Origin of the sequence: Pseudomonas sp. CIP-10 (assembly GCF_020911845.1) — a bacterium.
Taxonomy (GTDB): domain Bacteria; phylum Pseudomonadota; class Gammaproteobacteria; order Pseudomonadales; family Pseudomonadaceae; genus Aquipseudomonas; species Aquipseudomonas alloputida.
Genome location: NZ_CP087160.1, coordinates 4,074,416 through 4,098,739, shown reverse-complemented (window position 1 = coordinate 4,098,739; position 24,324 = coordinate 4,074,416). Strand labels below are relative to the sequence as shown.

23 protein-coding genes and 2 pseudogenes are annotated in these 24,324 nt (G+C 62.2%); 18 read left to right on the top strand and 7 right to left on the bottom strand.

From position 1 onward, the window contains the following. Positions 1-40: 40 nt before the first annotated feature. The 4 genes and pseudogenes from LMH93_RS18550 to LMH93_RS18535 all read left to right on the top strand — a co-directional run. Positions 41-157 (top strand): annotated as a pseudogene (locus LMH93_RS18550) (IS5/IS1182 family transposase); the annotation flags it as partial. 185 nt (positions 158-342) lie between these two features. Then, positions 343-819 carry a hypothetical protein gene (locus tag LMH93_RS18545; protein WP_230064440.1) on the top strand — a complete coding sequence of 159 codons (477 nt, stop codon included), beginning with the start codon at positions 343-345 and terminating at the stop codon, positions 817-819. Between the two features lie 438 nt (positions 820-1,257). Next, entirely contained in the window at positions 1,258-1,821 is a 564-nt protein-coding gene (locus tag LMH93_RS18540; protein ID WP_003248835.1) for a TetR/AcrR family transcriptional regulator, read from the top strand. After that, positions 1,818-2,792, top strand: coding sequence for a DMT family transporter (locus tag LMH93_RS18535; RefSeq protein ID WP_070096253.1), 975 nt, complete (start codon positions 1,818-1,820; stop codon positions 2,790-2,792). The genes LMH93_RS18540 and LMH93_RS18535 overlap by 4 nt, the downstream gene beginning before the upstream one ends. A gap of 71 nt (positions 2,793-2,863) precedes the next feature. Here LMH93_RS18535 and LMH93_RS18530 read toward each other — a convergent pair whose 3' ends face one another. The 4 genes and pseudogenes from LMH93_RS18530 to LMH93_RS18515 all read right to left on the bottom strand — a co-directional run bounded on the left by LMH93_RS18530 (position 2,864) and on the right by LMH93_RS18515 (position 6,000). Further along, complete coding sequence (locus tag LMH93_RS18530; protein WP_185280150.1) at positions 2,864-3,703, bottom strand: AraC family transcriptional regulator; 840 nt, start codon at positions 3,701-3,703, stop codon at positions 2,864-2,866. A gap of 131 nt (positions 3,704-3,834) precedes the next feature. Then, positions 3,835-4,221: pseudogene (locus LMH93_RS18525) on the bottom strand (GFA family protein); the annotation flags it as partial. A gap of 81 nt (positions 4,222-4,302) precedes the next feature. Further along, positions 4,303-5,007, bottom strand: coding sequence for an SDR family oxidoreductase (locus tag LMH93_RS18520; RefSeq protein ID WP_230064439.1), 705 nt, complete (start codon positions 5,005-5,007; stop codon positions 4,303-4,305). 99 nt (positions 5,008-5,106) lie between these two features. Then, positions 5,107-6,000 carry a LysR substrate-binding domain-containing protein gene (locus tag LMH93_RS18515; protein WP_185280363.1) on the bottom strand — a complete coding sequence of 298 codons (894 nt, stop codon included), beginning with the start codon at positions 5,998-6,000 and terminating at the stop codon, positions 5,107-5,109. A 213-nt stretch (positions 6,001-6,213) separates the two neighbouring features. On the opposite strand from LMH93_RS18515, the gene LMH93_RS18510 reads away from it, so the two are divergent. The 10 genes from LMH93_RS18510 (at position 6,214) to LMH93_RS18465 (ending at position 17,327) form a co-directional block, all read left to right on the top strand. Continuing rightward, positions 6,214-6,768, top strand: coding sequence for a helix-turn-helix domain-containing protein (locus tag LMH93_RS18510; RefSeq protein WP_003248847.1), 555 nt, complete (start codon positions 6,214-6,216; stop codon positions 6,766-6,768). Between the two features lie 27 nt (positions 6,769-6,795). Beyond that, complete coding sequence (locus LMH93_RS18505; protein WP_003248849.1) at positions 6,796-8,142, top strand: glutamine synthetase family protein; 1,347 nt, start codon at positions 6,796-6,798, stop codon at positions 8,140-8,142. Between the two features lie 84 nt (positions 8,143-8,226). Beyond that, on the top strand, positions 8,227-9,000 hold the full coding sequence (locus LMH93_RS18500; RefSeq protein WP_012053133.1) for a gamma-glutamyl-gamma-aminobutyrate hydrolase family protein: 774 nt from the start codon (positions 8,227-8,229) through the stop codon (positions 8,998-9,000). A gap of 69 nt (positions 9,001-9,069) precedes the next feature. After that, positions 9,070-10,428 (top strand): aspartate aminotransferase family protein, encoded by a 1,359-nt coding sequence (locus LMH93_RS18495; RefSeq protein WP_003248853.1) that lies wholly within the window; start codon positions 9,070-9,072, stop codon positions 10,426-10,428. Between the two features lie 183 nt (positions 10,429-10,611). Beyond that, on the top strand, positions 10,612-11,166 hold the full coding sequence (locus LMH93_RS18490) for a helix-turn-helix domain-containing protein (protein WP_003248854.1): 555 nt from the start codon (positions 10,612-10,614) through the stop codon (positions 11,164-11,166). A gap of 122 nt (positions 11,167-11,288) precedes the next feature. Beyond that, positions 11,289-11,810: a ProQ/FinO family protein gene (locus LMH93_RS18485; protein ID WP_012053130.1), complete on the top strand. Its 522-nt coding sequence runs from the start codon at positions 11,289-11,291 to the stop codon at positions 11,808-11,810. 402 nt (positions 11,811-12,212) lie between these two features. After that, positions 12,213-12,695, top strand: coding sequence for a formate dehydrogenase subunit gamma (locus tag LMH93_RS18480; RefSeq protein ID WP_003248859.1), 483 nt, complete (start codon positions 12,213-12,215; stop codon positions 12,693-12,695). Beyond that, positions 12,689-14,248 (top strand): formate dehydrogenase beta subunit, encoded by a 1,560-nt coding sequence (locus LMH93_RS18475; protein ID WP_182375223.1) that lies wholly within the window; start codon positions 12,689-12,691, stop codon positions 14,246-14,248. Before LMH93_RS18480 ends, LMH93_RS18475 begins: the two co-directional genes overlap by 7 nt. Beyond that, the gene (gene fdhF, locus LMH93_RS18470; protein ID WP_185280151.1) at positions 14,245-17,127 is read left to right on the top strand and encodes a formate dehydrogenase subunit alpha; all 2,883 of its coding nucleotides are present in this window, start codon (positions 14,245-14,247) and stop codon (positions 17,125-17,127) included. The genes LMH93_RS18475 and fdhF overlap by 4 nt, the downstream gene beginning before the upstream one ends. Further along, on the top strand, positions 17,124-17,327 hold the full coding sequence (locus LMH93_RS18465; protein WP_003248864.1) for a formate dehydrogenase subunit delta: 204 nt from the start codon (positions 17,124-17,126) through the stop codon (positions 17,325-17,327). Before fdhF ends, LMH93_RS18465 begins: the two co-directional genes overlap by 4 nt. A 113-nt stretch (positions 17,328-17,440) precedes the next feature. On the opposite strand, the gene LMH93_RS18460 is transcribed toward LMH93_RS18465, so the two are convergent. After that, positions 17,441-18,304, bottom strand: coding sequence for a universal stress protein (locus tag LMH93_RS18460; protein WP_004576762.1), 864 nt, complete (start codon positions 18,302-18,304; stop codon positions 17,441-17,443). Between the two features lie 154 nt (positions 18,305-18,458). On the opposite strand from LMH93_RS18460, the gene LMH93_RS18455 reads away from it, so the two are divergent. Further along, positions 18,459-19,076 (top strand): tRNA-(ms[2]io[6]A)-hydroxylase, encoded by a 618-nt coding sequence (locus tag LMH93_RS18455; RefSeq protein WP_003248869.1) that lies wholly within the window; start codon positions 18,459-18,461, stop codon positions 19,074-19,076. A 22-nt stretch (positions 19,077-19,098) separates the two neighbouring features. On the opposite strand, the gene LMH93_RS18450 is transcribed toward LMH93_RS18455, so the two are convergent. Beyond that, positions 19,099-19,419: a DUF883 family protein gene (locus LMH93_RS18450; RefSeq protein ID WP_003248878.1), complete on the bottom strand. Its 321-nt coding sequence runs from the start codon at positions 19,417-19,419 to the stop codon at positions 19,099-19,101. 130 nt (positions 19,420-19,549) lie between these two features. Between LMH93_RS18450 and LMH93_RS18445 the strand changes: the two genes are divergently transcribed. Beyond that, positions 19,550-19,813: a hypothetical protein gene (locus tag LMH93_RS18445; RefSeq protein WP_003248880.1), complete on the top strand. Its 264-nt coding sequence runs from the start codon at positions 19,550-19,552 to the stop codon at positions 19,811-19,813. Between the two features lie 20 nt (positions 19,814-19,833). On the opposite strand, the gene LMH93_RS18440 is transcribed toward LMH93_RS18445, so the two are convergent. After that, positions 19,834-20,313 carry an LEA type 2 family protein gene (locus LMH93_RS18440; protein WP_230064438.1) on the bottom strand — a complete coding sequence of 160 codons (480 nt, stop codon included), beginning with the start codon at positions 20,311-20,313 and terminating at the stop codon, positions 19,834-19,836. 131 nt (positions 20,314-20,444) lie between these two features. Between LMH93_RS18440 and LMH93_RS18435 the strand changes: the two genes are divergently transcribed. Next, positions 20,445-21,569 (top strand): sigma-70 family RNA polymerase sigma factor, encoded by a 1,125-nt coding sequence (locus LMH93_RS18435; RefSeq protein WP_185280153.1) that lies wholly within the window; start codon positions 20,445-20,447, stop codon positions 21,567-21,569. 228 nt (positions 21,570-21,797) lie between these two features. Continuing rightward, the gene (locus tag LMH93_RS18430; RefSeq protein WP_230065373.1) at positions 21,798-24,224 is read left to right on the top strand and encodes a TonB-dependent receptor; all 2,427 of its coding nucleotides are present in this window, start codon (positions 21,798-21,800) and stop codon (positions 24,222-24,224) included. The last annotated feature ends 100 nt before the right edge of the window (positions 24,225-24,324 follow it).

Genomic DNA, 24,324 nt, shown 5'->3' with positions numbered 1-24,324 from the left:
AACACGTCAGGACGGGGCAGACTACCTGTGCTGACACAGTCGTCCGCTCAAGCGCCAGTTCGGTTATGTGAAGGCTCGCTTTCGTGGCTTGGCCAAGAACACTGCACAACGGACCACGTTGTTTGCGCTGTCGGACCTGTGGATGGGGCGCCGGTAGTTGTTGAACGCTGCGCTATCGGCCGAAAAATGGGCCTGGCGCGGTCGAGATGTTGCTCATTACGCGCTCGGGAAAACGTGATCGGCGTTTCCCTGGCAGTCTGTCGGAATGCGAGAACTTTGGTGTCTGTGTCAGGTCCAACCTGCACTTTAGCTACCCACTCGCGCCTCCGGAGCCGAACAAAAATGAAAAAACCTTTGGTTGCTGTCTTTGCTTGTGCATTGGCACTCGGGATGACGGCATTCTTGCCTGCCGATATCTCTCCTATCAGTTCCGCCTATGCCAAGGGCGGTGGTGGTGGTGGTGGTGGTGGTGGTGGCGGCGGCGGTGGCGGCGGCGGTGGTCATGGCGGTGGCGGCGGACATGGCGGTGGAAACGGCGCCGGACATGGCGGTGGCATGGGAGGGCATAGTGGAAGCGGGAAGGGCCTTGGAAGTGATCACGCTGGAAAGGCGACACGCGATCATGGGGTAAGCGGCAATCATTACGGAAGCTCGCGCAACAGCGACAACGGTCATGGCACCACCACCTCGGGTGTCGCTCACTCCAAGGACACTCGCGGTTTGGCCAAGTCCACGGCCATCTCTGGAACGACGCCAGGCGATCATAATTCGAAAGGCCTCAGCAACGCTGTCGGGTCTTCTTCAAAAAATGATCGATGATTTGACCGCATCCATGCCGTACCGGCTTTAGCGTGCACGAAAGCCCAGCGTAGACCGGGCTAAATGAATGGGTCACCCCCACACCCTGCGAGGGCTAAGCTTTCGCAGGGTGTTTTGTTTTGAAGGCCATCATCACGAGCGAGTCAGCACGGGTCGGGATCGATCTCGGTAAACACAGTTGCCACCGGCATGCCCAAGACACGTTGGGCCAAGCGGTGTTTCGCAAGCGGGTAGACGGCACGATCAGCCACACAGCCCAGATTCGCATCCCAAGTACAGGGGGCGCTTAGCTGGCGTAGCAAGTCTCTGATTGGCCAGGCCTGCGTTTTGCTGCTGCGCTCTGTGTCGTAGCGGCCATGCTTCAGGTCGTATCTGGATGCGGCCTGAATCTTACCGGTCAGTATAGTCAGCTCCGTCCCTTTGCCGGAGTGCCTTGAATTGGACAATACCCGTGAGCGTTTGATTGATGCCGCGCTGAAGCTGTTTCTGTTGCAAGGTGTATACGTGACGGGGGTAACGGCCATTGCCGCGATGGCGGGTGTTACCAAAATGACGCTCTACAGCCATTTCCCCTCCAAGGATGCGCTGATAGTGGCGTGCCTTGAGGAGCGTGACCGACGCTGGCGTGAAGAGGTAGCGTGCACCTTGGCCAGGCATCCTGAGCCGGTCAGTGGCATGCTCGCTTTTTTCGATCTGTATGAACGCTTTCTTTTAAAAGATAGCGAGCGTGGGTGCCTGTTCGTCAACAGTGCGGCTGAATTCCCCCAGTTTAGCCACCCCGTGCATTTGGCAGTGAGCCGGCATAAGCAAGGGATACGCGAAAACCTTGCTGCCTTGGCCATGAGCGCCGGTATAAACGACCCCGACGCAGTTGCCCAAGGGCTGTTTATCTTGCTGGAGGGCAGTTTTGTCAGCGGCGCGATGGGCCAGGACATGCGGGTATTCGACACTGCCCGACAAATAGCTCATTGCTGGATCCAGAGGCAGGAGCAGGGCGTATGACCCTGGGCTTGTTAGCGGCCATTGCCGCCACCTTTTCCTGGTCACTGCTCTACATCTTTCCGGGGCTGGTCGGTGACTACAGCCTTTTTGACCTGGCAGTGGTGAGCTATGCCTTTGCCGGGTTAGGTAGCCTGCTGGTGCTGTTCGTTTACCGTAGCGCAGTGCGGCAATTACGACTGATTGACTGGGCCTGTGCCGCACTGCTGGGCTTCTTGGGATACATTGGCTACTTCTTCCTGATCACCACTGCGGTCTTGGCAGCCGGGCCGGTGATCCCTCCGGTGATGATGGGGTCAGTACCGATCGTGCTCGCGATTGCCGGCAACCTGCGCAGTGCCAGCGTGCCCTGGCGCGCCATTGCCGGGCCACTGCTGGTGGCGGGTCTGGGCATCAGCCTGGTCAATCTGAGCGTGTTTGATGCTAGCCGTGCGGCGGCAGTGCTCCCAACCGCATCGTTACTGCTTGGGCTGCTTGCATCGTTGCTGGCAATCGCATTCTGGACCGGTTTTGGTCTATTGAATGAAAGTGCTTTGGCTCGACGCCCAAGCATGTCTCCCATGTTGTGGTCAGCCATGTTGATCTTCATGTGCAGTGTCGAAATGCTGGCGTTCATCCCGATTGGGCTGTACTTGAAACTGTCTCATTTCGCTAGCCATCCGAGCGGATTGGCAGGTACTCAGGCGCTGATCGTCTGTGGGCTGATTCAGGGGTTAGGGGCCACCCTTGCAGGTGCCTGGGCATGGTCAATCGCAACGCGGCGTCTACCGCTGGCGCTGAGCGGGCAATTGATCGCCAGCGGATCCATTTATGCAACTACGATGGGCCTGCTCATCAACCAACGCTGGCCGTCTCCTATGGAAGCGCTTGGAACAGGCTTGTTGTTCGTAGGGGTGGTGTGGGCTATTCACGCCTTTTACCGCAAGCAAACACGCCTCCAGACACATGGCGAGGCATCCAGGGTACGTATCTGATCCCCGGCTCGGTTGCCCGGCCATGCGTCTGGGCTGGCCAAGTTGGCTACGCCCGCTGTCCATGGCTCAGCCTATTTCAGCGGCACGTAGATGTCTGTCTGCCATTGCTGCAGTGGCGTTTCTGGATACACGCTCAGGTAATCAAAGAACAACGGATGATCACGCAGTTCTTCGTTGCTCGATGGCAGCCAGTCACGGTAGAGCGGGTAGATAGTTTCGCCAATGTAGTCAGGCGAACCGGTATGTCGAATCACGGCACAGCGCCCCGCCGGTATTACCCGTTCATGCACCCCGAAATCGTTGGGCTGCACTGCCTCGTCTATCTCGCCGCACACGGCAAAGCGAAAGGCGTGGGCCGGGGTGGTGTCGGGGTTGTCGTAGGGGATACCGAAGGTACGGCTGCTGGCCACAGGCGACTGGCCGCTGTGCATGCGCCATTGGCGAAAACGCGCGACGCTTTCGCTGACCAGGCCGGGCGGCCCTTGGTGTTCGAGCGCGGCCACGCGGGTTTCGGCGAAATTCACGATACGGATCTGCATGGTGATACTCCTGGATCGCTGAGGAACATTGAATACAGCACTCCAGGCCTGCCAGTTCGGCGCCTTGGCGAAAGCGCTCGGCGCCATGCCGAAGGCGCGCTTGAACGCTCTGGCAAAGGCTTCGGGGCTTTCGAAGCCGGCGCCGAATGCGGCCTCCAGTATGGGCGTCGCGGGCGAGGCGACCAGTTGATGCGCTGCGCGTCGAAGCCTCATCAGTTGCACATACCGTGAAACCGGAACGCCCATGTAGGCCGTGAACTGCCGATGGAAGTGAAACGCCGAGAAGTTGGCGATGCGGCTCAAGGCATTCACCGACAGGTCACCTTCGAGGTGGCTGTCGATGTAGGCAAGCACGGTTTCGAACCGTTTCATGTAGCTAGGGTTGTGCTGTGAGTCAGTCAACGAACGGAATCTCTGGAAGGTGCGGTAAGCGCTAGCATCCGTTGTTCAGGCACCGAGGTGCCTAGCCGTGATTGCTCTATCGGGCCTGCGCTGGGTGATAAGTCAGGGTTACAGGGTGAGTACCAAGGGGCAGCAGCGTCGACGTAAACATGTTTCTGCTTCCTGGGCAGGAACGGTGTATCAAGCGTTCCCAGTGCTATCGAAATCCAGTCGGCAAACTCACCTTGGGCGCGTGACCAGAACAAGGTCGAGCCGCACTCCGTGCAGAACTCGCGCGTAACCGTCGGTGATGAAGAAAAGGCCTTGATGCTGGTAGCGCCGCGCAGTATTCGCAGCATGCTGCGCGGAATACTGCCGTACGAAGCGAATGCGGCGCCGTGACTTTTGCGGCACTGGCTGCAGTGGCAGTGGGTCACTGCCTTGGGTGGGGTGAGTAGCAGGTAAGAGACTGCTGCACACAAGCAGCTTCCTTGGTATGCCTCTGTCATTGGCGCTTCCGTGCTGGTGGGAAAGCGCCAGCGTAAACACCTTGGCCCGATCAGTCGACCGGCCTGCGGGCCAACGGGCAATCAAACGCTACGTGTCACGCCGCCATCGACCTTGATGTTCTGCCCGGTGATGTAGGCAGCGCCTTCGCTGGCAAGAAACGCGATGGTGGCGGCGATTTCCTCGCAGGTGCCATAGCGTTTGAGCGGCACGCTGTCGCGGCGCTGTTCGGTGGCCGGCAGGCTGTCGATCCAGCCGGGGAGGACGTTGTTGATCCTCACGTTGTCCCCGGCGAATTGGTCGGCGAAGATTTTGGTGAATGCGGCCAGGCCCGAGCGGAACACTGCCGACGTCGGGAACAGCTCACTGGGCTCGAACGCCCAGGCGGTGGAAATGTTGATGATCACACCCCCTTTCTGGCGCTGCATGTAGGGCGTCACCAGGCGAGTCGGGCGAATGACATTGAGCAGATAGGTGTCCATGCCCTTGTGCCAGTCTTCGTCGCTGATTTCCAGGATTGGCGCGCGCGGACCATGGCCGGCGCTATTGACCAGCACGTCGATGCGCCCCCACTTTTCCACCACGACATCGACCAGGCGTTTCAGGTCCTCAACCGACTGGTTGCTACCTGTTACACCCACACCGCCAAACTCGGCAGCCAGCGCTTCGCCCTTGCCCGAGGAGGACAGGATGCCAACCTTGAACCCGTCAGCGGCCAGGCGCCGTGCCGCAGCCGCGCCCATACCACTGCCACCTGCTGTGATGATCGCAACTTTTTCTACTGACATGCTGCCTCCGGAACGTTAATGGCTGAATGCTTAGGTGCACTAAAATTAGCAGCAGTCGTGGTCGCGAGGGAGACAGCTAAACTTCACCAAGGCAGTAGATTAACTATTGCCTGCCTGTTGCTTGAGCCAGCGCTGGACAATGCCTAGCGACTCCGGCTGCTGCAACTTTCGTGGCCACACCAGGTAGAACGACTTATCGAGCCTGAGTTGCTGAGCGAAGACCTGGGTCAGCCTGCCCGCGACGAGGTCATCACTGACGAACGCCAGGCTTGCCAACGCAATACCCTGACCACTGATGGCGGCATCGATGGCCAATGAAGTCTGGTTGAACCGCAGGTTTTTGGCAGTCGCTTGCCCGTGTTGCGGGAACAGTTGTGCAAGGAACCGAGGCCAGAAATCATGGGCATCGTGAAGCAGGGTGAACGCTTGAAGCTGCTCGAAGCTGGTGGGGACTTTGCTGGCTTCGAACAACCTTGGGCTGGCCACGGCGACGTTACGCTGTTCCATCAACAGCTCGCTGTTCAAACCCGCGCCGATGTCGGGCTTGCCATAGCGGACTGCGAGATCCACGCCGTCGGTATTGAAGTGGGACAGCCGATCTGTGGCCAGTACACGTAAATCGATGTCCGGATGGCTGTGCGCAAAGCGGCCCAGCCGGGGAATGAGCCATTTGGAGGCAAAGGTCGGTGTCACGCTGACCGTCAGGTGAGACGCTTGTGGCCGCAGCAGGCGGGTTGCCTCATCGATCATCGCCAAGGCGTTGCGAATGCTGCCGCTGTAGCCCAGCCCCGCATCGGTCAGTGCCAGGCCCCGGGGCAGGCGCTCGAACAAACGAAGGTTCAGGCTCGCTTCCAGCCCGCGTATCTGTTGTGCAACTGCCGCCTGGGTCACCCCCAGCTCGTCGGCGGCCAGGCGAAAGTTCAGGTGGCGGGCAACCACTTCGAACACACGTAGCGCATTGAGTGAGGGCAAATCAGGGAAACCGTTTGGCATGGCGATGGACAGGGTCGGGCTGGAGGATTCACCCACGAGGCTACTCGCCGAGCGCCTGTAAAGAAACCCGCGCCACCGCAGGCAATCCGCCACGCTGCGCAGCAAGCCCTCTGTTGGCGGCTGCACATTTTCATTGTTCAGCTTGACTCGTGAAATTTTTCATGTAAATTTTCATGAAAAATAAGTCTAAAAATTTCACGGCAGTCCGAAACGATGAAGAGACACGAAGAGGTTGAAGCCCTCGCGATCCTTATTCACGACCTGCGCAAATTCAAGAACCTGACCTTGGGTGAACTGGCCGAGCGCATCAACCGCTCGGTGGGTTTCCTCTCCCAGGTCGAACGCGGCGTTTCGCGCCCGACCGTGGCAGACCTCACCGCTATCAGCGAAGCGCTCGGCGTATCAACCGCGTACTTCTACAACCTGAGCAAGCCCCGCAGCATTGGCTGGGTCACGCGCCCTAACGAGCGGCGCACGCTGTACCTGGAGTCGGGCATCACCGACGTGCTGGCTTCGCCGACCATCGCAGGCGCCTTCTCCATGCTCGACAGCCTTCTCGAGCCGGGCGCCACCAGTGGGGAGGCGTACTTGAGCGACCGTTCCGAGCAGGGCTGTTTCGTGCTCGAGGGCGAACTCACGGTGTGGCTGGACCAGGGCGATGCCGTGACCCTGCAAGCCAACGACTGCTTCCAGCTGCAACCCCATGCGCCGTTCCGTTACGCCAACCTGACGGACAGAACCACCCGTGTGCTCTGGGTCTTCAATTGAATTCGTTCACCTCACAAGGATAAGAAGATGAGTGTCATCTTTCCGGACCTGCTGGCTGAAGTGCGCTCGTTCCGAGCAGAACACCCGGCAATTCGCTATGTCGACCTGATTGCGCTGGACATCCCCGGGCACTTCTACGGCAAGCGCTACCCCATGGACATGCTGGAAAAAGTCGCAGCCGGTGCGCCACTGAAGCTGCCGCAAAACTGCGTGCTGCTGGGGACCCAGGGCGGCCTTTACCCGATTGGTGACTATTGCTTCGCCGACGGCGACCCGGATGCCGCCCGGCGCCTGGTGCCGGGTACGCTAAAGCCGGTGCGTTGGGAGAAGGAAGTGATCGCCCAGATGCTGATCACGTCCGACGGCACCGCAAAGCCGATCGAATTCGAGCCCCGTGAAGTGCTGGCGCGTGTGCTTCAGCGTCTGGCCAAGCGTGGCATCCGCCCGGTGGTGGCGTTCGAACTGGAGTTCTACCTGTTCGACCGCAAGCTTGATAACGGCCTGCCACAGTACCCACGTGACACGGCAACCGAGGATGAAGACGATCAGCCGAACATGCACATCGAGCGGTTGTCGCGCTTTTCGTCGGTCCTGCACGAGATGGTCGATGGCGCCAACGAGCAGGGCGTGCCGGCGAACGTCATCACCGCAGAGCTGGGCCCAGGCCAGTTCGAGATCAACTTCTCGCACAGCGACGATGCCCTCAGTGCGGCGGACTGGTCGGCACTGTTCTGCCGCAGTACCCGCGGTATCGCGATGAAGCACGGCTACCGTGCCAGCTTCATGAGCAAGCCCTACCTGGACGCGCCAGGCAGCGGCATGCATGTGCACGTCAGCCTGTACGACGCCGCCGGCAATAACATCCTGGCGGGAAGTGAACAGCGCAAGCTGCGCCATGCGGTGGCAGGCTGCCTGGAGCTGCTGCCGCACTGCATGCCGATCTTTGCCCCCAACCACAATGCCTACCGACGTTATGGCGCCATGGTCAACGCGGCGAGCAAGGCCAGCTGGGGTTTCGAAGACCGTGACGCGTGCATCCGCATCCCCGAGTCCGACCCGCGCAACCTGCGCATCGAGCACCGCCTCGCTGGCGCCGACGCCAACCCGTATCTGGTACTGGCGGCCATTTTGACCGGGATGGAGCATGGTCTGGATCGCGGCGTGGAGCCCATCGCCCCGCTGAACGACAACCGCCAGAGTGGCATCGACTTCCCCAAGGATGCCCTCAGCGCCTTGGCCGCCATGCGTCACCACCCGGTGGTCAACGAAGGCCTGGGCAGCGAGTTCGTGATGGTCTATTGCGAAAACAAATACCAGGAGCAACTGGACTTCATGCACCACATCGATGCCCGCGAATACCGCTGGTTCCTGTAGGTGCCGAGGTTGGAACAGCGACGCTGCACCCTCCCTTTCTACCGTTTCAATACAACGCGCAATATGGATTTGCCGGAGGAAGATATGCCACGTGTGCCCGTGATCGGCATTACCGCATGCACCAGCATGATTGAGCTGCATGCAACCCAGACCATCAGCGAGAAGTACGCGCGCGCGGCAGCCAAGGCGGCGTGTGGGCTGCCCATCGTCATTCCCAGCCTCGGTGAGCTGATGGACAGCGCCGATATTCTTGACGTGGTGGATGGGCTGATCTTCACCGGTTCGCCGTCCAACATCGAGCCGTACCACTACAACGGCCCGGCCAGTGCTGCGGGCACCCATCACGACCCTCTGCGCGATGCCACCACGTTGCCGCTGATGCGCGCCGCCATCGCCGCCGGTGTACCGGTACTCGGCATTTGCCGTGGCTTCCAGGAAATGAACGTGGCGCTGGGTGGCACCCTGCACCAGAAGGTCCACGAGACCGGCATGTTCATGGACCACCGCGAAGGCAAGGATGAGCCCCTCGACAAGCAATATGGGCCGCGCCACACCCTGCATGTAGAGCCTGGCGGCATGCTCGACCGTATGGGCTTGCCGGCAATATTCGACGTCAATTCCATCCACGGCCAAGGCATCGACGTACTGGCCCCCGGGCTGAGGGTGGAAGCGCTGGCGCCCGATGGCCTGGTGGAAGCGATTTCGGTCGAGAACAGCAAGGGTTTTGCCCTGGGTGTGCAATGGCACCCCGAGTTCCAGGTCATGGATAACCCCCATTACCTGGCCATCTTCCAGTCCTTTGGCAAGGCCTGCCGGCACCGCTCGGTACTGCGCCAGAGGCTGTTGCTGTCTGCCTGAGCAGCGGCCTTTCCCACCTGTAAAAAATACCCTCGCAGCGCGGCTGCGCAACTTGATGGAGTGAAGTCAATGAGTGAACAGAATTCGCAGACCCTTGCCTGGCAAACCATGAGCCGCGACCATCACCTGGCCCCGTTCAGCGATGTCAGGCAACTGGCCGAGAAAGGCCCGCGCATCATCACCTCGGCCAAGGGCGTGTACCTGTGGGACAGCGAGGGCAACAAGATTCTCGATGGCATGGCCGGCCTGTGGTGCGTGGCGGTCGGCTATGGTCGCGATGAGCTGGCCGATGTCGCCAGCCAGCAGATGAAGCAGTTGCCTTACTACAACCTGTTCTTCCAGACCGCGCACCCGCCCGCGCTGGAGCTGGCCAAGGCGATCGCCGAGGTGGCCCCGCAAGGCATGAACCACGTGTTCTTCACCGGTTCCGGCTCCGAAGGCAACGACACCGTGCTGCGCATGGTCCGCCATTACTGGGCTCTGAAGGGCCAGAAGAACAAGAAGGTCATCATTGGCCGCATCAACGGCTACCACGGCTCTACCGTGGCGGGCGCCGCCTTGGGCGGCATGAGTGGCATGCACCAGCAGGGCGGGGTGATCCCGGATGTCGTGCACATCCCGCAGCCGTACTGGTTTGGCGAAGGCGGCGACATGACCGAGGCCGACTTCGGTGTGTGGGCGGCCGAGCAACTGGAGAAGAAGATCCTCGAAGTTGGCGTGGACAACGTCGCCGCCTTCATCGCCGAGCCGATCCAGGGCGCCGGTGGCGTGATCATTCCGCCGCAGACCTATTGGCCGAAGATCAAGGAAATCCTGGCCAGGTACGACATCCTCTTCGTCGCCGACGAAGTGATCTGCGGGTTCGGCCGTACCGGTGAGTGGTTCGGCACCGATTATTACGACCTCAAGCCTGACCTGATGACCATCGCCAAGGGCCTGACCTCCGGTTACATCCCCATGGGCGGGGTGATCGTGCGTGACGAGGTGGCCAAGGTGATCAGCGAAGGCGGCGACTTCAACCACGGCTTCACCTATTCCGGCCACCCGGTGGCGGCAGCGGTAGGCCTGGAGAACCTGCGGATCCTGCGTGACGAGCAGATCATCCAGCAGGTGCACGATAAAACCGCGCCTTATCTGCAACAACGCCTGCGCGAACTGGCCGACCACCCGCTGGTAGGCGAAGTGCGCGGCCTGGGCATGCTCGGTGCGATCGAGTTGGTGAAAGACAAGGCCACCCGGGCCCGTTATGAAGGCAAAGGTGTCGGCATGATCTGTCGCCAGCACTGCTTCGACAACGGCCTGATCATGCGCGCTGTAGGCGACACCATGATCATTGCCCCACCGCTGGTGATCAGTATCGAAGAGATCGACGAACTGGTGGAGAAAGCCCGCAAGTGCCTGGACCTGACCTATGAGGCTGTTCGGTAAGGACGGAGGGCCTGGTTAGCTGTTCTCAGCACCTGTGAGATCGAGCGCCGCCTGCGCGGTGCTCGATCGGTGCCGCAATCGTACATTTCACGTCAGGCACCTTCCGCAAAGCATTTTGCTTTGTGAAATGAATCCTGTACTTTTCTGGGCATCCATTTCCCGTCTGAAAGTCGCGATTCAACCATGAAAGTGCACGAAGAAATCGAAGGCCTGGCAGTACTGATTCGCGACCTGCGCAAGTTCAAGGGCCTGACACTGGGCGAGCTGGCACAGCGCATCGGCCGCTCGGTGGGCTTTCTGTCCCAGGTCGAACGCGGCGTGTCACGCCCGACTGTGGCCGATCTCACAGCCATCAGCGAAGAGCTCGGTGTATCCACAGCCTACTTCTACAAGCTGGACAAACCCCGTGAGCTCGACTGGGTCACCCGCCCGCACGAGCGTCGCACGCTGCACCTGGCAGGTGGCATCACCGACGTGCTGGCATCGCCCTCCATAACGGGCGCGTTTTCCATGCTCGATAGCCACTTGCAGCCGGGGGCCAGCAGTGGCGAGGAGTACCTGGACGACAGCTCGGAGCAGGGCTGCTTCGTGCTCGAAGGCGAACTGACCGTATGGTTGGGCGATGCTGACCCGGTCACGCTGTACGCCAATGACAGTTTTCAGTTGCAACCCCACGCCCGTTTTCGGTATGCCAACCTGACCGACAAGCCCACACGCGTGCTTTGGGTGTTCAGCTGAGGGCCGTCGCACAGGCATGCGCTTGTGCCTGGGCTGGCCGGGAAAGTTGGCCTGCAAGCAATGTGCTGGCTGCATGGGGTATCCTTGCACCACGCAATCAACTTCGAAGCAGTGAATGAACAATGGGTTTTGAACAACTAGCTGAGCTACGAGACCGCCTGCGGGCGGAAAAAGGGCAGGTAAAGGCCGAGAGCGCGAAACCGCCTAAGCGCAAGTCGCCCCCGCAGGCGAAGCCGCGTGAGATGGACCCGGCGGTGGCAGCGATCTGGCCACTGCAGAAGCATTTTCCCTTGGCTTTCCCGGTCAACCCGGCCCCCAAGGTGCCGCTCAAGGAGGGCATTTTCAAGGATGCCGAGCAACACCTGGAGCTGCTTGGGTTAACCCGTGAACAGCTCAAGCTGGGCATTTCCACGTGGTGCCGGGGCGCTCGATACTGGGCGAGCATGGTGGAGAATGCTCCGCGCCTTGACTTGAACGGTCAGGCCGCGGGTACTGTGACCGCCGCTCAGGCGCTGCATGCCAAGCAGCAGGCTGCGCGGCAACGCAGCCAGGATCGACGCAATCGTGCGAAGTCAAAGGCCCAGGCCCAGGCCCAGGCTCCGGCTCCCGCCGCCGACACCGCAACGGTGCAGTCTACCGACTGAACTCAGTCGCGTTCTGCCCCGTCGCCATGCTGGATGGCAGCCCATTGCCGGGGCTGCCGTCTGGCAGGCCCGGCAATGGACCAGGTTCGGTTTCGAGGGCCTGGTGCATGCAACGATGGTTTCAAGACCCACCTGATCGGCAAGCCGTGGCAGATGATGCCGGGGCGTAATCACGTGCGTCGGTTTCAGAATGCGCCTGGTCGCTCGCATGCAACCCCTCGGCGCTACAAGTGCCATGCTAGCAGGATGCCCAAGGGTCAGTGCGCGCAGACGTGCGGCCGTGGGCGAGGAGGCCGCCAGTACCACGCAACTGTGACGTGGGCGGTGCGCCGCAGCAGAACACGCCGGAAACCTGCCCCTTAAAAAAAATCAGGCAGGGTCCGTGATGCCGAGGTCCGCTGTATGCCTGATGAATTGCTCCACCTGCCTGTAATCCAGCGCATTCTGGCCCGCGACAAGGACACCCCGGGTGCCCTGTTGCCGATCCTGCATGCCGTCCAGCACGAGCTGGGTTACATCCCCGACGCTTCTGTTCCCGAGATCGCCCATGCCCTCAACCTCAGCCTGGCTGAAGTGCGTGGGGTTATCAGTTTTTATCACGACTTCCGCACCGCGCCGCCCGCTCGCCACACCCTGCGCCTGTGCCGTGCCGAGTCGTGCCAGAGCCGTGGCGCCGAAGCCCTCGCCGCGCAATTGCGTGAACAGTTGGCACTGGACGACCACGGCACCAGCGCCGACGGCGCCATCAGCCTGCGCCCTGTTTATTGCCTGGGTGCCTGTGCCTGCTCGCCAGCGTTGGAGCTGGACGGCCAGGTGCACGCGCGCCTCACCCCTGAGCGCCTGCGGGACTTGGTCAACGGTTGCCGGGAGGACTCAGCATGCTGAAGCTGTATATTTCCTGTGATTCGGTAGCCCGTGCCGTGGGTGCCGATCAGGTTGCCGATGCCCTGCTGCATGAGGCCGAGCGCCGCCAGTTGCCGCTGGACATCCAGCGCACCAGCTCGCGCGGGCTTTACTGGCTGGAGCCGCTGATCGAGTGCGACAGTGCGCAAGGGCGCCTGGGTTTCGGCCCGATTACGCCACACGATGTGCCGTCACTGCTTGATGCCTTGGCGGGCGAACCCGGTGGCCACTCGCTGGCACTGGGGCCGGTCGAAGAAATACCCTATCTCAAGACCCAGCAACGCTTGCTGTTCGCACGCGCGGGCATCACCCGCCCATTGTCACTGGACGACTATCGTGCCCATGGCGGTTTCGCAGGCCTCGAGGCCGCCGTGGCGCTGGACGGTGCCGAAGTGGTTGCCGCAGTGCTCGATTCCGGCCTGCGTGGCCGTGGTGGTGCGGCGTTCCCGGCCGGCATCAAGTGGCGCACCGTGCGTGATGCTGGCGCCGGGCAGAAGTACGTGGTGTGCAACGCCGACGAGGGTGACTCGGGCACGTTCGCTGATCGCATGCTGATGGAGGGCGACCCCTTCCTGCTGATCGAGGGCATGATCATTGCCGGCCTTGCCGTGGGGGCCGACAAGGGCTACGTCTATGTGCGCTCGGAGTACCCCGACGCCATCCGGGTACTTGACCAGGCCTTCGCCATCGCGCGTGACGCTGGCTACCTGGGTGCTGACGTAGCCGGCAGCGGCCAGGCGTTCGACCTGGAGGTGCGGGTGGGCGCCGGCGCCTATATTTGCGGCGAAGAAACCGCGCTGCTCGAATCCATCGAAGGCAAGCGTGGCATTGTCCGCGCCAAGCCACCGCTGCCTGCGCTGCAAGGGTTGTTCGGCCTGCCGACGCTGGTGCACAACGTGCTTACCCTGGCTTCGGTGCCCATCATTCTGGCCAAGGGTGCAGCGTTCTATCGCGATTTCGGCATGGGCCGCTCGCTGGGCACCATGCCGTTCCAGCTGGCCGGCAACATTCGCCAGGGTGGCCTGGTCGAGCGCGCGTTCGGCCTGACCCTGCGCGAGCTGGTGGAAGGCTATGGCGGTGGCACGGCCAGTGGCCGGCCGCTGAAGGCCGCGCAGGTCGGTGGCCCGCTTGGTGCCTGGGTACCCCCCAGCCATTTCGACACCCCACTGGACTATGAAGCGTTTGCTGCTGTGGGCGCGATGCTCGGCCACGGCGGTGTGGTGGTGGCCGACGATACGTTGAACATGGCCAGCATGGCGCGTTTCGCCCTGCAGTTCTGTGCCGAGGAGTCCTGCGGCAAGTGCACCCCGTGCCGCATCGGCTCCACCCGGGGCATGGAAGTGGTCGACCGGTTGATCGCCAGCAGCGACATCACCGAGCGCCATGACCAGGCGCTGTTGCTGCGCGACCTGTGCGACACCCTGCAGTACGGTTCGCTGTGCGCCATGGGCGGTATGACTGCCTATCCGGTGGCCAGCGCGCTCAAGTACTTCCCCGCCGATTTTGGGCTGACCACCACGGAGGCCGCACAGTGATCAATTTCTTCGACCCCGCTTCTGATAAAAGCAGCGACCTCGGCACCCCGGCCCGCGAAAGCGACGTGCAGATCAGCCTGAGCATCGACGGCCGCGCCATCAGCGTGCCTGCTGGCACCTCGGTCATGCGCGCCGCCGCCATGCTGGGCACCAGCATCCCCAAACTGTGCGCCACCGACAGCCTCGAAGCCTTCGGCTCCTGCCGCATGTGCATGGTGGAAATCGAAGGCATGCGCGGCTACCCGGCATCCTGCACCACGCCAGTCAGTGAAGGCATGGTGGTGCGCACCGAAACCCCGCGCCTGGCCGGCCTGCGTCGCAACGTCATGGAGCTGTACATTTCCGACCACCCGCTGGACTGCCTGACCTGTTCGGCCAACGGCAACTGCGAGCTGCAGACCGTGGCCGGCCAGGTGGGCCTGCGTGAGGTGCGCTACGGCTATGACGGCGCCAACCACCTGGACGAGAAAAAAGACGTTTCCAACCCGTATTTCGACTACGAGCCGAGCAAGTGCATCGTCTGCAGCCGCTGTGTGCGCGCCTGCGAGGACATCCAGGGTACGTTCGCCCTGACCATTACCGGGCGTGGTTTCGAATCGCGGGTGGCGGCAGCGGGTGGCGAAAACTTCCTGGCTTCCGAATGCGTGTCGTGCGGCGCCTGCGTGCAGGCCTGCCCGACCGCGACCCTCACGGAAAAGAGCCTGGTGCAGCTTGGCCAGCCTGAGCGTTCGGTCATTACCACCTGCGCCTACTGCGGCGTTGGTTGCTCGTTCCGCGCCGAAATCAAGGGTGACCAGCTGGTGCGCATGGTCCCGGACAAGAACGGTGGCGCCAACCACGGCCACGCCTGCGTCAAGGGCCGCTTTGCCTGGGGCTACGCCACCCACCCGGACCGCATCACCAAACCGATGATCCGCAAGCGCCTGGAAGACCCATGGCAGGAAGTCAGCTGGGACGAGGCCGTGACCTATGCCGCCAGCGAGTTTCGCCGCATCCAGCTCAAATACGGGCGCGACTCCATCGGCGGCATCACCTCCAGCCGCTGTACCAACGAAGAAGCCTACCTGGTGCAGAAACTGGTGCGCACGGCGTTTGGTAACAACAACGTCGACACCTGCGCACGGGTATGCCATTCGCCCACCGGTTATGGCCTCAAGCAGACCCTGGGTGAGTCAGCCGGCACGCAAAGCTTCGACTCGGTGATGCAGGCCGACGTTGTGCTGGTGATCGGTGCCAACCCCACCGATGCGCACCCGGTGTTCGGCTCGCAACTCAAGCGTCGCCTGCGCCAAGGGGCGCGGCTGATCGTGATCGACCCACGGCGTATCGACCTGGTCGACTCGCCGCACGCCCGCGCCGACCTGCACCTGCAACTGCGCCCGGGCACCAACGTGGCCATGCTCAACGCCCTGGCCCACGTGATCGTTACCGAGGGCCTGCTGGCCCAAAGCTTCATCGATGCCCGCTGCGAAACCGAAGACTTCGCCCGTTGGCGCGACTTCGTCAGCCTGCCAGACAACGCTCCCGAGGTGCTCGGCCCGATTTGTGGCGTGCCACCTGAGCAGATCCGCGCTGCGGCCCGGCTGTATGCCACCGGCGGCAACGCGGCCATCTACTACGGCCTGGGGGTGACCGAGCACAGCCAAGGCAGTACCGCCGTGATGGGCATCGCCAACCTGGCCATGGCCACTGGCAACATCGGCCGTGAAGGGGTAGGGGTGAACCCGCTGCGCGGGCAGAACAACGTGCAGGGCTCGTGCGACATGGGCTCGTTCCCCCACGAGCTGCCCGGCTACCGGCATGTCTCCAACGAGGGCGTGCGCGCCGAGTTCGAACGGGCCTGGGGTGTGACCTTGCAGCCTGACCCGGGTCTGCGCATTCCCAACATGTTCGAGGCGGCGCTGGATGGCAGCTTCAAGGCGCTGTACTGCCAGGGTGAGGACATCGCCCAGAGCGACCCCAACACCCAGCACGTTACCGCGGCCTTGCTGGCCATGGAGTGCGTGGTGGTGCAGGACATCTTCCTCAACGAAACTGCCAAGTTCGCCCATGTGTTCCTGCCGGGCAGTTCGTTCCTGGAAAAGGACGGCACCTTCACCAACGCCGAGCGGCGTATTTCGCGGGTGCGCAAGGTCATGGAGCCGCTGGCAGGCAAGGCCGACTGGGAAGCTACCGTGGCCCTGGCCAACGCCCTGGGCTACCCGATGAACTACCGCCACCCGTCCGAGATCATGGACGAGATCGCCCGCCTGACGCCGACCTTCCGTCGTGTCAGCTACGCGGAAATCGACCGCCATGGCAGCCTGCAGTGGCCGTGCAACGACGCTGCGCCAGACGGCACGCCGACCATGCACATCGACCAGTTCGTGCGTGGCAAGGGCCGCTTCATGCTCACCGGCTACGTGCCCACCGACGAAAAGGTCAACAACCGCTACCCGTTGCTGCTGACTACCGGTCGTATCCTCAGCCAGTACAACGTCGGCGCCCAGACCCGGCGCACTGCCAACGTTGCCTGGCATGATGCCGACCGCCTGGAGATCCACCCGACCGACGCGGAAAGCCGTGGCATCCACGACGGTGACTGGGTCGGCATCGGCAGCCGCGCCGGGCAGACTGTGCTGCGTGCCAAGGTCAGTGCGCGTGTGGCGCCGGGCGTGGTGTACACCACCTTCCACTTCCCGGAGTCGGGTGCCAACGTGATCACCACCGACAACTCTGACTGGGCCACCAACTGCCCCGAGTACAAGGTGACGGCAGTGGAGGTGGTGAAAGTGTTCCAGCCATCGCAATGGCAGAAGCGCTATCAGGACTTCAGTGATGAACAGCAGCGGCTGCTGAAAGAGCGCCGTGCTGCGGAGAAAGCCGAGGTTCGCCGATGAGCAGTGAAAACCTGGTCAAGATGGCCAACCAGATTGCCCATTACTTCGACAGCGAGCCAGACCGGGCGCTGGCGGTGCAAGGGGTGCGGCAGCATCTGAAGAGCTTCTGGACGCCGGCGATGCTCCGGCAATTGGCGGAGTGGAGCGAGGCCCACGCGGGGGAGGGGCTTGACCCGAAGGTGCGGGAGGCGTTGGTCTAGATTCCCGGGCGGCAACGGAACCTTGGGGCGGGTTTGCCTGCGAATGTGGCGTTGAAATCAATGACGCATTCGCGGGTGAACCCGCTCCTACAAGGGGCCTGCATATTGCCTACTTAGCCGCGGGCCAACTCCGCCAGGTGGGCAATGGCTTCTTCGCTCTTGAGCACCAGCACATCGCCCTCCAGCGCATCCAGCACCACTTCCGAGGTATTGCCAATCAACGCCCCGGAAATCCCCGTGCGGCACACCGTGCCTATCACGGTCACCACTGCATCGAGCTTCTTTTCGGTATGCGGAATCAACACATCCGCTGGCCCTTCGGCCACGTGCAGGCACTCATCGCTGATGCCGTACTCGGCCTGGAACGCCTTGCATGCTTCACGGTAGCGTTTTTCGATCGTATCGCTCAGCTGGTAGGCCGGGTCCGACGCTGACAGCATCGGCGACGGGTGGGCACTGATGACATGCAGTTCTCCCTTGGCCAGTTTGGCAATCTCGAAGCCGTGGTCGATGATGCTGGCATGCAGGCGGCGGTGGTCTTCGTCCTGGTTACCCACGTCCACCGCCGCCAAAATCTTGCCCCCGGTCCACGGCCGTTCGCTCTTGACCATCAGCACGGTACCCGGGCATTGGCGCAGCAGCTTCCAGTCGCTGGGGGTGAGCAGGGCCTTTTTCAGCGGGTTGTCCGGGCGGTGTTCCTTGATCACCAGTTCGCAGCCTTCGGCCTGCTGTACATGGATGATGGTGTCGTGCAGGCTGTCGCGCCAGCCCTCTTCATGGGTGACATTGGCGTAGCCGTCATCATGCAACTGGCTGCTCAGCAGGCTGAGCAGCGCACTGTGATCATGCCGCTTGTCACACATCAGCAAGTGCAGGCGTGCGCCCGTGACGCCTGCAATCAGCTTGGCGCGCGTAAGCGCCCGGCTGTGAGCGTGCGCGGGGTCGAGGACGACGAGAATGCTGCGGACGGCTTGCATGGGCGTTAACTCCCTTCGATGATGGCGACCAATGCCTGACTATAGTCGGCGCTTCCCCCTCCAGCGCTTGATGTACATCAAGCATAGTCACTGGCATCGCCAGCCGCCGCCGGTATAATCGCCGGCCCTGCCAGTTCTGTGTGGTTGCACGCTTATGTCCCTGATCCCCGAAATCGACGCCTTTCTTGGCTGCCCGACGCCAGACGCCTGGATCGAAGCGGCGCTCGCCGACCAGGAGACCCTGCTGATCGACCATAAGAACTGCGAGTTCAAGGCCGCCAGCACGGCCTTGAGCCTGATCGCCAAGTACAACACTCACCTTGATCTGATCAACATGATGTCGCGCCTGGCCCGCGAGGAGCTGGTGCATCACGAACAGGTGTTACGCCTCATGAAGCGTCGCGGGGTGCCGTTGCGCCCGGTATCGGCGGGGCGTTACGCGTCGGGGTTGCGCCGACTGGTGCGCGCCCACGAGCCGGTCAAGCTGGTGGATACACTGGTGGTGGGGGCGTTCATCGAGGCGCGCAGTTGCGAACGTTTTGCCGCGCTGGTGCCGCATCTGGATGAAGAGCTGGGCCGCTTCTACCACGGGCTGCTGAAAAGCGAAGCGCGCCACTACCAGGGCTACCTGAAACTGGCGCACAACTACGGTGATGAAGCGGACATCGCCCGCCGTGTCGAGCTGGTACGCGCTGCGGAAATGGAGCTGATCCAGTCGCCAGACCAGGAGCTGCGCTTCCACAGCGGCATCCCGCAGGCTTTGGCCGCCTGATGGGCACCAGGCGGCGCAGGCCTTAACTGCGCCGGCCCAGTAGCAGGCCTACCGCCAACCCGAGGCCGGCGGAAATGGCCACGGTCTGCCAGGGGTGGCCGCCGATGTAGTCCTGAGTGGCGTCCACCACCGGTTGCGCCTTGCTGCGCACGTTGCTCGCCGCCTGGCGTGCCTGGCGCAGCTTCAGGCTCACCTGGGCGCGCAACGTCTCTGCTTCTTCGCCGACCAGTGCGGCACTGTCGTTCAGCAGTTTTTCCGATTCTTCTATCAGCGATTGCAGTTCGCTGAATACCTGGTCCTTGATCTGATCGCTGTCCGCCAGCGTGGCGTTTTTCCGGGCCATGAACTCGTCCTCGTCAATGGGGGTGATGTGAACAATGGATGCCGCCACGTCGGGAAAGTTGCGGCGGCTTTCCGGTGATGCTGTGCCTGGGTGTAAGATAGCGGCCATTTTCAAACCTGCAGGTACCTTCATGAGTTTCAATCTGGCCAACATGAGCTTCGAGGAACGGGCGCAGATCGAGGCAGAGAAGGCCCGGTTGTTCGAGATGTGGCAGAACAACCTGGGCAAAGCCAAGGGCGAAGCCGCCCGGCTGATTGCCGAAAAGCCACGGCGCAAGGGCAAATGGGCCGAGTGGGTGCGCGCCGAACTGGACGGCATGACGCCGCCTGAATACGCCAGCATGGTGCGCAGCGAAGTCAACAAGCTGATGGCCGCAGCCAGCGCCAACCGCTGAGCACACCCGCCCGGCGCTTATCAGTAGGTGCCCTTGGGCAGGTCCAGCTTGCCTTCATCGGTAAAACGCACGGTCCCCAGCGGCCCGCCGGCCAGTTTGCCGCGCAGCTTGTAGGGTAGACCCTGCAGCGAATCTACCTTGCCCAGCCCATAGGCCTGGCGCAGGAAGGAAAACGCCGTGATGCTTACCGGCACCACGATCACCGCTTCGTCGTAGCGGCCAATGTGCCCCTGCTGGTCACTGACACCAGCGGCCAGCGGCTGGCCGTTCACTTCCAGGTTCAAGGCGATGCCGTTGTAATCGATCGGTGCCTCATTGGGGTTTTGCACCCGCATTTTCACCGCCATGCGCAGTTCCAGTTCCTGCCCGGGCAGTGGTTCGATGCCGATCACGCTGATGTTCACCGGCTCGCGTGGCTGGAACAGCGCGCAGGCCGCGAGGCCAAAGGCCATCAGCAGGACCAGTAACAGGCGGGTGTAGCGGTACAGACGGGCAGTCATGGGCTTTGACCTTGCCGGAGTGGAGCTGGCAGTGTGGCAAATGCGCGTCGACGTTGAAAGTATCGGTTCATATGAAAGATACTGTTTCTCATTAACGCCCGATAACCTCTCTTACTGGCTGTTCCCCAATCATGCTGACTTCACCCATGTCGGGCCTGCTGGCAAGCTTCCAGGAGCACTACGACGACCTGCTGCAGTTTCTGACGCGGCGCATGAGCGACCGTCATCGCGCGGCCGATGTGGCGCAGGAAACCTACCTGAAGCTGGTGAACATCGACGAGCAGGCGGTGCCGGTGGTGCACGCGCGCAGTTTCATCTTCCGTGTGGCCGGCAACCTGGCGATTGACGCCTTGCGCCGTGAGCAACGCATCGCCGCCAGCCACGACGACAGCGACGGAGCCTGTGAGGTGGCCTGCCCGGCGCCGGCACCCGAGGCGGCGTTGCTGGCCCGCGAGCGCTTGCAGATTCTTGACCAGGCCCTGTTGCAGTTGCCCGACAATGCCCGCCAGGCGCTGTTGCTCAACCGTGTCGAGGGCCTGACCCAGAAGCAGGTCGCTCAACGCCTGGGGGTTTCCGAGAGCATGGTGGCAAAGTATATCGGCCAGGCCCTGCGCCATTGCCGCGTCCGGCTGAAGCAGGCGGGTGTGGCGGCATCGGTGGTGTTGCTGGTCGCCGCCGTGGCGGGTTGGCAGCAAGCCCCGATGCTGCTGGCCGATTACCACACCGCCGTGGGCGAGCGGCAGGTCATTACCCTGGCAGATGGCACACGGGTGACGCTGAACAGCGCCAGTGCCTTGAGCGTGGCGTTCAGCGAGCATGAGCGGCGTGTGGTACTCGATGCGGGTGAGGCGCTGTTCGAGACCGCCGATGATTCACGTCCGTTCGTGGTCGAAACGGCCGGTGCGCGGGTGCAGGGCAATGCCGCCACCTTCAGCGTGCACCGCGATGGCCACGTCGTGTTGGCACGCGGTGAAGCCAAGGTGGGTGAACATGAACTGGCGGTGGCGGCCGATGCCGGCACGCAGATGGCCTGGCAGCGTGGCAAGCTGATCTTCAACGGCAAGCCGCTGGGGCAGGTGCTGACGGAGCTTGAGCGATACCGGCATGGGCGCATTGTGTTGTCCGACAGCAAGCTGGCTGCGATGGAGGTGAGCGGGGTGTTTGACCTGGATGAACCTGAGGCCCTGTTGCGGACGTTGGAGCAGCGGTATGGCCTGAAGGTGACCTACCTGCCATGGTTGGCCGTGGTGCATTGATCAGCCTGTGCCGGCCTCTCAACGGGCAAGCCCGTTCCTGCACAGGTCGCACAACTTTCAGGCGGACGCAGTCGTTGCAGGAGCGGGCTTGCCCGCGAAGAGGCCGGACAGAAACAAAAATATTTTCCATTTGCCACTGCAAGTTCCTGCAAGCCAGATCGTCGTAGTGAGACTGATCAGCAACCCATTCTCATTTACGACTTGTCAGGAAGCTCATTCGTGCCTCTGATGCTCAAGCCCTTGCACCGCCGTCGCGGTCCTTTTCACCATGCCTTGATGTCTTGCAGTGCCATGGCCCTGTTGCTCGGCCCCCTGCACGCAGGGGCCGCGACGACTGCCGAACAGACCCAGATGCAAGCTCGCCAGGTCCAGCTCGACCTGCCAGCCCAGCCGCTGGACCAGGCGCTGACCACCTTCGCCGACCAAGCCGGCCTGCACCTGCTGTACACCACAGGCGATGTCGCCGGCCAGGTCAGCCCGGCGTTGCAGGGCAACTACAGTGTCGAGCAGGTCCTGCAGCAGTTGCTGGCCGGCAGCGGCATGAGCTGGCAGTTCAGCGAGGCTCGCACCGTCACCCTGCGCAAGGCCGAGGCCGCGCCGCAGGCGGTCAACCTCAAGCCGATCGAAGTCAGCGTAGCCTCGCGCACCAGCACTGCCATCAGCGAAATCCCTGGGACCGTCTGGGTGGTCGACCAGCAGCAATTGCGCGAGCAGATCGACAGCGGCGTCAGCCTGAAGGAAGCCATCGGCAAGCTGGTACCGGGCCTTGACCTGGCGCCGGAAGGGCGCACCAATTACGGCCAGAACATGCGTGGGCGCAACGTGCTGGTGATGATCGACGGGGTCAGCCAGAACAGCTCCCGCGGCCTGTCGCGCCAGTTCGACAGCATTTCGCCGTTCAACGTCGAGCGCGTAGAAGTGCTGTCTGGCGCCAGCGCCATCTACGGCGGTGGCGCCACTGGCGGCATCATCAACATCGTGACCAAAAAGGGCGAGCCTGGCCCGGCGCGCTTCGAGACCCAGTTGGGGGCCAGCAGCGGTTTCAACAACAGCGACGACCTGGCCACCCGCTTCGCCCAGTCGGTCAGCGGCGGCAACGAACGGGTCAATGCCCGGTTGGGCGTTTCCGGTGAGCAGAACGAAGCCTTCTACGATGGTGCTGGCGACCAGATCTTCATCGACAACACCCAGACCGACCTGCAGTACAACCGCACCATCGACGTACTCGGTACCTTGGGCCTGCAGCTGAACGACCAGCAGAGCCTCGACCTGTTGGCCCAGTACTACGACTCGGGCAACCACGGCAGCACGGGTATCTACTTCCCCAACCTGAACTACAACGCGCCATCCGACCTGGAAGACGCCGAGCTGCGCAGCGGTTATTCATCGGACCTGGAGCCGCGTACGCGGCGCTTGCTGCTCAACGCCAATTACCACCACACCGACGTGCTGGGCCAGGACTTCTACCTGCAGGCCTCGTACCGCAAGGAAGACGACAACTTCTACCCGTTCCCGTACTACAACCGTGCCACGCCCACCGGCTCGCGCGGGGTGTACTTTGCCGCCTCGCAGCAGAACTTCGAAGTCACCAGCCTCAAGGGCCTGTTTGCCAAACAGTGGGATACGCTGAAGCTGACCTACGGCGTTGACCTGGACCGCGAGCGCTTCAATGCCGAGCAAACCACCTTCAACGCCCAGACCTCGTCCGAGTCGGGTGGCCTGGAGCTGGAAAAAGACAGCAAGGCCGCACGCTACCCCAGCTACCGGGTGGATGGTGTGTCGGTGTATGCCCAGCTGGACTGGCATGCCACCGACAACCTGACATTGTCCGGTGGTGCCCGGCGGCAGCAGATGGACGTGGATGTCAGCGACTTCAAGGGCGTGCCAGGTGGCAGTAACGACTATCAGGTCAACCTGTTCAACATCGGTGCCATCTACGACTTCAAGAACGGCCACCAGGTGTGGAGCAACTATGGCGAAGGCTTCGACCTGCCTGACCCGGCCAAGTACTACGGCAAGCCGGGTCTGAGCGTGGCCGATAACCCGTTGGCCGGTATCAAGAGCCGCCAGGTGGAAGTGGGCTGGCGCTATGCCGACCTGGATTGGGATGCACAGGCAGCGCTGTACTACATCTGGTCGGACAAGATCATCAACGTCGATTCGCAAACGCTGACCATCGACGTGGAAGAGCAGAAAAGCCGCGACTTCGGCTTTGAAGGTGCACTGACCCGGCACTTCCAGACCGGCTGGGAAGCTGGCGGCACATTGCACATGACACGCTCCGAGGAAGAGGCCGAGGACGGCGGCTGGATCAAGCGCGATGCCCGTTATGCCTCGTTGTCCAAGGCCACCGCGTTTGTCGGCTGGAAGGGCGATGGCCGCAGTGCACGCTTGCAGGCCAACCATGCCTTCAGCCTGAAGGACGATGCCGATCACGAGATTGACGGCTACACCACCTTCGACCTGCTGGGCAGCCAGGACACCGGTTTCGGCACCGTCAGTGCCGGTATCCAGAACCTGCTGGACAAGCAGTACAGCACGGTATGGGGACAGCGTGCGACGTTGTTCTATTCGCCGACCTACGGGCCGGCGTATCTGTATGACTACCAGGGGCGCGGGCGGACCTACACCCTGACCTGGAGCATGGCTTACTGATTGTGGTGGCCTGAACGGGCCTGTTCGCGGAGGCAACGGTGAACGGCGGGTGGAGATTGGCCAGCAGGGCCGGCCTCTTCGCGGGTAAACCCGCTCCTAC